Source organism: Streptomyces olivochromogenes (assembly GCF_021538895.1).
Lineage (GTDB): Bacteria > Actinomycetota > Actinomycetes > Streptomycetales > Streptomycetaceae > Streptomyces > Streptomyces olivochromogenes_A.
Genome location: NZ_JADDRL010000020.1, coordinates 104,788 through 112,692 on the forward strand (window position 1 = coordinate 104,788; position 7,905 = coordinate 112,692).

9 protein-coding genes are annotated in these 7,905 nt (G+C 71.7%); 1 reads left to right on the forward strand and 8 read right to left on the reverse strand.

Translation table 11 applies throughout. The features are described from left to right. Positions 1-18 precede the first annotated feature (18 nt). The 5 genes from IPZ69_RS13165 to IPZ69_RS13185 form a co-directional block, all read right to left on the reverse strand. Positions 19-1,233, reverse strand: coding sequence for a ketosynthase chain-length factor (locus IPZ69_RS13165; RefSeq protein WP_235454272.1), 1,215 nt, complete (start codon positions 1,231-1,233; stop codon positions 19-21). Continuing rightward, a complete protein-coding gene (locus IPZ69_RS13170; RefSeq protein WP_235454273.1) occupies positions 1,230-2,501 on the reverse strand; it encodes a beta-ketoacyl-[acyl-carrier-protein] synthase family protein in 1,272 nt (423 codons plus the stop codon). Before IPZ69_RS13170 ends, IPZ69_RS13165 begins: the two co-directional genes overlap by 4 nt. Then, on the reverse strand, positions 2,498-2,827 hold the full coding sequence (locus tag IPZ69_RS13175) for a TcmI family type II polyketide cyclase (RefSeq protein WP_235454274.1): 330 nt from the start codon (positions 2,825-2,827) through the stop codon (positions 2,498-2,500). Before IPZ69_RS13175 ends, IPZ69_RS13170 begins: the two co-directional genes overlap by 4 nt. Positions 2,828-3,095: 268 nt before the next feature. After that, positions 3,096-3,794, reverse strand: a complete 699-nt coding sequence (locus tag IPZ69_RS13180; protein WP_235454275.1) for an antibiotic biosynthesis monooxygenase family protein — start codon at positions 3,792-3,794, stop codon at positions 3,096-3,098. A gap of 53 nt (positions 3,795-3,847) precedes the next feature. Then, positions 3,848-5,317 (reverse strand): FAD-dependent monooxygenase, encoded by a 1,470-nt coding sequence (locus IPZ69_RS13185; RefSeq protein WP_235454276.1) that lies wholly within the window; start codon positions 5,315-5,317, stop codon positions 3,848-3,850. A 181-nt stretch (positions 5,318-5,498) separates the two neighbouring features. On the opposite strand from IPZ69_RS13185, the gene IPZ69_RS13190 reads away from it, so the two are divergent. Continuing rightward, the gene (locus IPZ69_RS13190; RefSeq protein ID WP_235454277.1) at positions 5,499-5,969 is read left to right on the forward strand and encodes a nuclear transport factor 2 family protein; all 471 of its coding nucleotides are present in this window, start codon (positions 5,499-5,501) and stop codon (positions 5,967-5,969) included. Between the two features lie 144 nt (positions 5,970-6,113). On the opposite strand, the gene IPZ69_RS13195 is transcribed toward IPZ69_RS13190, so the two are convergent. The 3 genes from IPZ69_RS13195 to IPZ69_RS13205 all read right to left on the reverse strand — a co-directional run. Continuing rightward, positions 6,114-6,533, reverse strand: coding sequence for a pyridoxamine 5'-phosphate oxidase family protein (locus tag IPZ69_RS13195; protein ID WP_235454278.1), 420 nt, complete (start codon positions 6,531-6,533; stop codon positions 6,114-6,116). A gap of 148 nt (positions 6,534-6,681) precedes the next feature. Continuing rightward, positions 6,682-6,822, reverse strand: coding sequence for a hypothetical protein (locus tag IPZ69_RS13200; RefSeq protein WP_235454279.1), 141 nt, complete (start codon positions 6,820-6,822; stop codon positions 6,682-6,684). 35 nt (positions 6,823-6,857) lie between these two features. Beyond that, a partial coding sequence (locus IPZ69_RS13205) for a condensation domain-containing protein (RefSeq protein WP_235454280.1) occupies positions 6,858-7,905 on the reverse strand: 1,048 nt, incomplete at its 5' end.

A 7,905-nucleotide genomic window follows, 5' to 3' on the forward strand; every position in this document is an offset into this window, starting at 1 on the left:
TCTGTGCTGGTGAGGGCGCTAGGCGGTGGTGCGCACGACCATGGCGGAGTTGAATCCGCCGCTGCCGCGGGCCAGGACCAGCGCGGTGCGCACCTCGGCCTGGCGGGGTTCGGCGAGGACCAGGTCGAGCGGGTAGTCCGTGCACGGCTCGATGTGCACCGTGGGCGGGATGACGCCGTCCCGCATCGACAGGAAGGCGGCCGCGAGGTCCAGCGGCGCACCGCCGGAGTACAGCCGTCCGGTCATCGTCTTGGGCACGGTCACCGGGACGCCGCGGTCACCGAAGACGTCGCTGATGGCCTCGGCCTCGACGCGGTCGCCGGCCGGGTCGCCGGCGCCGTCGGCGAAGACCACGTCGACGTCGACGGTGTCCACTCCGGCGTCGGCGAGGGCGACCTGGATGGCCCTGCGCAGGCCGGGTTCGCGGTCGATGCCGGGGCGCGGGTCGATCGTCGCGCCGTATCCGGCGATCTCGCCGTAGACGCGGGCGCCGCGGGTGCGGGCCGCCTCGGCGTCCTCGGTGATGAGGATGGCGCCGCCCTCGCCGGGCACGTAGCCGTGCGCCTCACGGTCGAAGGGCAGATAGGCGCGGGTCGGCTCGTCCCGGGTGGACAGCTTGCCGGTGGCCAGCTGGGCGACCCAGCCCCAGGGGCAGATCGAGGCGTCGACGGCTCCGGTGACGATGAGCGAGGTGCCCTTGCGGATCTGGCGGCGGGCCTGCGCGACGGCGTCCAGACCACCGGCGCCCTCGCTGACGACGACCCCGGCGGGACCCTTCATGCCGTTGCGGATGGAGATCTGGCCGCTGTTGACGGCGTAGAACCAGGCGAAGGACTGGTAGGCGGAGACGTACTGGCTGCCCCGGCTCCACAGGTTCTGCAGCTCGCCCTGGCCGAACTCGAAGCCGCCCGCGGCGGACGCCGTGATGACGCCCATGTCGAACTCGGGCAGGTCCTTGGGGTCGGCGCCGGCGTCCTTCAGGGCCCAGTCGGTCGCGACCAGCGCGAGCCGGGTGACCCGGTCGGTCTGCGGCAGCAGCCGGCTGGGCAGGTGCTCCTCGGGCACGAATCCGGGGACCTCGCCCGCCAGACGGGCGGGGTAGTTGGTCGGGTCGAACCGGGTGACGCGGCCGATGCCGTGCTTGCCGCCCAGCGTCGCCGACCAGTAGTCCTGGGTGCCGAGGCCGTTGGGCGCCGCGACGCCCAGGCCGGTCACCACGACCGAGGTGGTCATACGAGGCTCCTCTCGGGGCTGGCCAGCACCATGGCGCTCTGGAATCCGCCGAATCCGCTGCCGACCGTCAGGACCGCGTCGATCAGCTGATCGCGGGCGACGACCGGGACGTAGTCGAGGTCGCACTCCGGGTCCGGGGTCTGCAGGTTGGCGGTCGGCGGTACGACGTCGTACTCCATGGCCAGCGCGGACGCGGCGATCTCGATGGAGCCGATCGCGCCGAGGGAGTGCCCGACCATCGACTTGATGGAGCTGACCGGGGTCTGGTAGGCGTGATCGCCCAGGCTGCGCTTGAACGCGGCGGTCTCGTGGCGGTCGTTCTGCTTGGTGCCCGAGCCGTGGGCGTTGATGTAGTCGATCGCCTCGGGGTTCAGCCGGGCCTCGGCGAGGGCCAGGTTGATGGCCTCGGCCATCTCCACGCCGTCGGGGCGCAGGCCCGTCATGTGGTAGGCGTTGGAGCGGGTGGCGTACCCGGCGATCTCGGCGTAGATGTGCGCGCCGCGCTTCTGGGCGCTCTCCAGCTCCTCCAGGACGAAGAAGGCGGCACCCTCACCGAGCACGAACCCGTTGCGGGTCGCGTCGAAGGGACGCGAGGCGCACTCCGGGTCGTCGTGGCGCGGCGTGGTCGCCTTGATCGCGTCGAAGCACGCCATGGTGATCGGCGAGATCGGGGCGTCGGAGGAACCGGCGATCACCACGTCCGCCGAGCCCTCGCGGACGAGTTCGACGGCGTAGCCGACGGAGTCGATGCCGGAGGTGCAGCCGGTGGAGACGACGGTGCTCGGTCCCTCGGCGCCGACGGCCCAGGCGACCTCGGAGGCGAACGAGCTCGGCACCATGAAGTCGTACAGGTGCGGAACCGCGTAGGTGTGGTCCACGGCTTCCAGCCGGCCGCCGTCGCTGACCACCCGGTACTCCTGGTCCAGGCCCATCGTGGCGCCGACCGCGCTGCCGACGGTGACGCCGACCCGGTAGGGGTCGACGGCGCCCAGGTCGATGCCGCTGTCGGCGACCGCGCCGCGGGAGGCGACGACGGCGAACTGGGCGGCCCGGTCCAGGCGGCGGACCTCCTGGGGGCTCAGGCCGTGCGCGTAGGGGTCGAAGTCGGCCTCGGCGGCCACCCGGGAGCGGAACGGACTGGGATCGAAGAAGGTGATGCCGCGCGTGGCCGTGCGGCCCTCGCTCAGCAGGTCCCAGAAGTTGTGCCGGCCGACACCGCCGGGGGCGATCACCTCGATTCCGGTGATGACAACACGTCGCCGGTTCACGCCGACGCCTCCCAGTTGTAGAAGCGGGTGGCCATGGCATCGGCCGGGGAACGCCAGGTCGCCGGGTCGTAGGCCTCGATGAACGGCTTCAGGTCGTCACTGATGCCGACGAAGCGCGGGTCGCTCTTGGCGGCCTCGATCAGCTGACCGCCGTTGTCCTCGTCGAAGTCCTGGAGGTGGAAGTACAGGCCCCGGTAGGAGAACAGCTGGCGGCGCCGCGTGCCCATGCGGTGGGGCATGTCCGTCGCGTCGAAGTCGGCGAACAGCCGCGCCACGTCGTTGCTGGAGACGGCCGCCATCCGGGCGACAATCAGCGTGCTGTGCATAGGGTTCAGCTCCTCGGCGGTTGCGTGGGAGGGTTCGCGAAGCAGACGGGGCGGCACGGTGGGCCCGGGGCACCTCCATCGACCTCGACGGTGCGGCCCGGCGATAGCGCCCGGCACGGGGAATGCCTGAGTCCGGCCGGAGCCACCGGCGTGTACCGGCGAACCGGTGCATACGCGCACGCCTCCGGCCGCCCGGTCCCAGCTCGGGAGCAACGGGCGTCCGGAGGCGTGCGGAGGCGTGCGGAAGTGTCGCGTCGCCTGTGGCGCGTTACTCGCCGACGGAACGCGTGTGCACGACGTTGTAGGTGTTGAGGTCGACGAAGGTGGCGACGGCGCGGGTCCGGTCCTGGGCCTTGGTGCGGCCCTCGGATTGCTGGTCGGCCGGGATGGCGCGGTAGGCGTCGAACGCCTCCTGGCTGTCCCACTGGGAGTAGGAGGCGACCCACAGGCCGTCCAGGCCGCGGGCGCGCAGGCCCTTGAGGACGATGTGCGCCTGGAACCCGGGGACGTCCGCGAACCAGTTCTGGCCCTCGCCGAGGGCGTCGACCAGCTCGTCCTGGTTCTCCGGCGCGACACCGAAGATGGTGATGACGGTGAAGACGCCACGGTGCGGGCCGATCTCGACGGCGCCGCCCTTGCCGCCGTCACGGGTCAGCGTGTAGGCGACGTCGTTCTGCAGCAGGCGGATCGAGGTGGTGATCTCGCCGAAGACCGGCAGCGTGCGGTGCTTGAACTCCTCGCCCTCGTAGCGCTTTTCCAGGTCCTCGCCGCTGCGCCACTGGATGAAGTTGGCGGTGCCGTGGCTCAGGATGCCGGAGTGCACGGTGGAGGACTTCCAGCCCTCGTAGGTCGCCGCGTTGACGATCTTCGTCATCTCCTCGATCAGCTGGTCCTGCTTCTCGGGAGCGTCGGTGGTGAAGAGGTTGAGAACGATGAGGTTCTTGTCCTCGGGGGAAATGGTGGGCATGGATCCTTCGCTTCCTTTGAGGGTGCGGACGTGAGCCGAAACGCGGGCGCGCTTCAGGCGGCGGAGCCGAACCAGCGGGTGAGGGCGGGGGCGAGACCGCCGGCACCGGTGCCGACGGCACCGACCCAGGCGACGTAGCCGTCGGGGCGCACGAGGATCCCGTCCACGGGAACGTCGCAGTCGAATTCGGCGGCGACCACGTCGACGCGGTCGGTCCAGCCGGCCGCCGCCTCGCGCAGGCCGTGGTCCCCGCCCAGTTCCAGCAGGACGGCACGGCCGGCGTGCAGCAGGGAGACGCTGGAGGTCTTCTCGCCGCCGACGACCAGCTCCCGCTCCGGCAGACGCCGGCCGAGCAGGGGGTGGTCGTCGCCGCCGACGTCGTGGCGGATGTCCAGGCCGGTGACCATGCCGACCAGATGACGCCGGACGGACTCGTGTCCCTCGACCAGTTCGGCGAAGACCTCGCGCATCGGGGCCATGTCGCCGCCGCCGAGGTAGAGGGAGCGCTGGGCAAGGGTGTTGATCAGGATGCGGGCACCGACGGGGTGCCGCTCGCTGTGGTACGTGTCGAGCAGGTTCTCGGGAGCCTGGCCCTTGAGGGCCAGCGCCAGCTTCCAGCCGAGGTTGACGGCGTCCTGGACGCCCGCGCTCATGCCCTGCGCACCGATCGGCAGGTGGATGTGGGCGGCGTCGCCGGCCAGGAACACCCGGCCGCGCCGGTACTCGGCGGCCTGCCGGCTGACGTCGGTGCTGGTGCTGACCCACAGCGGGGTGGCACCGCTGATGTCCTCGCCCGACAGCCGCTTGAACCCCTCGGCGACCTCTTCGAAGGTGATCGGCTCGGAGCTGGTGCGCAGCGGCTCGTTGCGGTCGAAGTAGATGACGCGGCAGCGGTCCGGCCCGAGCGGCATCACCATGATCATGCCGTCGGGGACGGCCTCACCGCTGAAGCGGGGCCGCAGTTGCACACCGGTGATGTCGGCGAAGCGCAGTTCGACCGTCGCCGCGCTGCCCGGGAAGTCGATGCCGGTGAGCGTGCGCACGACGCTGCGGGAGCCGTCGCAGCCCACCACGTAGCGGGCGCGCAGCCGCAGCGGGCCGTCGGGCCCCTGGGCCTCGACCGTCACCCCGTCGTCGTCGGCGTCCAGGCCGGTGACGTCGAACCCGCGGCGCACGTCGACGCCCAGTTCCTTCGCCCAGCCGCCGAGGACGCCCTCGGTACGGGCCTGCGGAATGCCCCGGGCTCCGTACGAGCCGCCTTCGAGCACCTGGTAGTCGAGCGGAACACCGCCGAAGTGGCCGACGGGAATGGTTCCCACCTCGCCGAAGCGGGCTATGAGGCCGCGCTGTGCGAACTCCTCGATGGTCCGGGCCGAGAATCCGAGCGCGCGCGACTCGCGAATGGGCTCGGAAAGTTTGTCGAGAACGACGACCGAGACTCCATTGAGCCTCAGTTCACCCGCGAGCATGAGTCCGGTGGGCCCTGCGCCCACGACAATGACATCCGCGTCGAAGAATTTCATTTGCCCTCTTCTCACTGGTGTCCGGCCAGTATTGCGAGGTATTTCCGAGGCCGTAAATAGCCGCTGATACAGGTTTTCGACAACGAATGCCAGAGAAACGTCGGGAACGTCAGAACTTTGACAAGCCGACTTGCCGGGAGGGGTACTTCCGGCGGCATTCTCAGACATGACCTCCACCCCGATGACCGAAGCAGCGACCACACAGTCCGACGCGGAGTCCCGCGCCGAGGTCGCGGACCTGCTCTCCCGGTACCTCGTCTCGCTCGACGACGAGGAGCTCGACGACGCCTGGGCGTCCGCGCTGTTCACCGAGGACGCCGTCGTGGCGTTCCCGATCAGCCGGCACGAGGGCGTCGAGGGCATGGCCGAGTACCACCGGTCGGCGCTCGCGGCGTTCGCCGCCACCCAGCACCTCGGCTCCCCGGCCCTGGTCGTGCTGGACGGCGACCGGGCGACGCTGCGCGCCAACCTGCTGTCCACGCACGTGCATCACGCGCACCACGCGCGCCCCGAGGGGCAGCTCGACCCGCTGTTCGCGACGGGCACGTTCGTCGACGGCGAGGCGCGCCGCACCCCGCGGGGCTGGAGGCTGACCCTGCTGTCCTTCCGCCTGCTGTGGGCCGACGGCACCCCGCCGCCGCCGGCGGCCTGAGCCGCGCACCGGCACCGGCGGGTGCCGACCGCACCGAACGACCGCACCGAATCGACCACGGCGAACGACCGCACCGCCCGGGGCTATTACGCCGTAATAGCCCCGGGCGTCGTCGTCGTGCCGGGGCCATGACGCCGTAATGGTTCAGGTGTTGAGGTGGATCACGCGGTCCACCGCGATCTCGATGACCACCCGGCCGGGCGGGCTGGGCGGGGCGGACCAGTACCGCTTGGCGTAGAGCTGGGCGCCCCGGCTGACCCGCGCGGGATCGCGGACCACGGTGCCGAAGCCCTCCAGCGTCACCCAGGTGAAGCCGTCCACCTGGCACAGCGCCACGCGACTGCCCGGCGCGGCCAGCAGGTTCCTGGCCTTGCGCGAGGAGTCGACCGTCATCACCCGGGCCAGCCCGTCGGCCGCGTGCCAGGTGAACCGTACGGGAGCCACATGGAGGGTTCCGTCGGGCCGGAGCGTGGTGAACGCGGCCACGTGCTTGGGGTCGTGCAGGAAGGCCTCGACGGAGTCGGGCACCGCCAGGGCGGCCGGGGGCTGCTGAGACAGCGACATCGTGGGTGAGTCCTCACTTCGGGTGGGGTCATCCGGTGCGGGAAACGACGGCGGACACAGCCGTCCGGGCCGCAAGGCCTGTGCGGCGGAGCAGGTCGCGGGCGCGGACGTCTGCGACCTGCTCCGCCGCACAGGCCCTGGACAGGGGCTAGTCGATGCTGCGGACGATCGTGTCCTCGTCCTCGTCGTCGTCCGCCCCGGCCAGCCGGAGCGTCGGCACGAGCCCCACCGGCACCATGCCGAACAGGGCCATCTCGATCTCCCGCAACTCCTCCGTGCCGTCGCGCATGAGCACCTCCTCCGTTGGTGGACCGCCCCACGGTGTCAAGACTCGCTAGCGGCTCGCTCGACGGCGGCTCGGCCGCCCGTCGAGCGCAGCCGCAGCCGTACGGCGTTCCCCTTGCGCCGCGGCGGCGCGCCCCGGGGCGGTTCGTCGCCGTCGAGCGCGGACAGCACGTCGGAGACGGTCGTGGTCGAGGTGGTGGCGGGCAGCCGGCACAGCAGCCGGGCACAGTGGCCGACCAGCAGTTCCGCGTCGGCGTCGGAAACCCGCGCCCGGTCGTGGGCGAGGGCGAGGTTCAGCGAGCCGTCGCCGCCGCGGTGGGCGACCAGGGCGACGGGGAAGGCGGGGTGCGCGTCCCGCGTGTCCTTCAGTTCCAGTCGAATGCCGGCGTCGGCGAGTTCGGCGTGCAGGTCGCCGAGCGGGCGCGGGGTGCTCTCCAGGGCGACCAGGGTGTCCAGCAGCCGGTCACCGCGTGCGGTGCGCCCGGTCCACTCGTGGATCTGCCCGGCGGGGACCCATTCGTAGGCCGCCATGTCCAGTGCCCCGTCGCGCAGCGTCGCCAGCAGGCGGCCCATCCGGTGGTCGGGATCGATCCGCACCACCATGGGCAGGCAGGTGCGCATCGGACCCAGCAGCCGCTCGACGGAGTCCATGGCGACGCCGCGTCCCGAAACGGCGACCCCGAAGCCCACCAGCGCGGTTCCCTCCGTCCGCGCCGCGCGGTACAGGAGCAGCGCCCAGACGGCCTGCAGCACACCGGAGTCGGGCACGGCCCGGGCGGCGGCCCAGTGGTGCAGCCGCTCGGCCTCGGCGGCGCTCAACCGGGCCTCGGCGCGCCCGCATCCGCTCTGCGCGGTGGCGGGCCCGGGCAACAGGGGCAGCACCACCGGGGCGTCCCCGGGCACGGCCCGGCTCCAGAAGTCCCGTGCCGGTGCCGAGTCCTGGCGCTCCAGCCAGCGTGCCCAGTCCCGCAGGTCGGGCCGGCGCTCGCCGCCGGGCAGCACACCGCCGGCGAGGTAGGCGCGGCAGAACTCCTCCAGGAGGATAAACATGCTCCAGGTGTCCAGCAGCGCCTGGTGGAAGGTGACC

Coding starts and splice junctions, on each gene's coding strand:
- IPZ69_RS13165 (WP_235454272.1), bottom strand. CDS start 1,233: ATGACCACCTCGGTCGTGGTGACCGGCCTGGGCGTCGCGGCGCCCAAC.
- IPZ69_RS13175 (WP_235454274.1), bottom strand. CDS start 2,827: ATGCACAGCACGCTGATTGTCGCCCGGATGGCGGCCGTCTCCAGCAAC.
- IPZ69_RS13180 (WP_235454275.1), bottom strand. CDS start 3,794: ATGCCCACCATTTCCCCCGAGGACAAGAACCTCATCGTTCTCAACCTC.
- IPZ69_RS13185 (WP_235454276.1), bottom strand. CDS start 5,317: ATGAAATTCTTCGACGCGGATGTCATTGTCGTGGGCGCAGGGCCCACC.
- IPZ69_RS13190 (WP_235454277.1), top strand. CDS start 5,499: ATGACCGAAGCAGCGACCACACAGTCCGACGCGGAGTCCCGCGCCGAG.
- IPZ69_RS13195 (WP_235454278.1), bottom strand. CDS start 6,533: ATGTCGCTGTCTCAGCAGCCCCCGGCCGCCCTGGCGGTGCCCGACTCC.
- IPZ69_RS13200 (WP_235454279.1), bottom strand. CDS start 6,822: ATGCGCGACGGCACGGAGGAGTTGCGGGAGATCGAGATGGCCCTGTTC.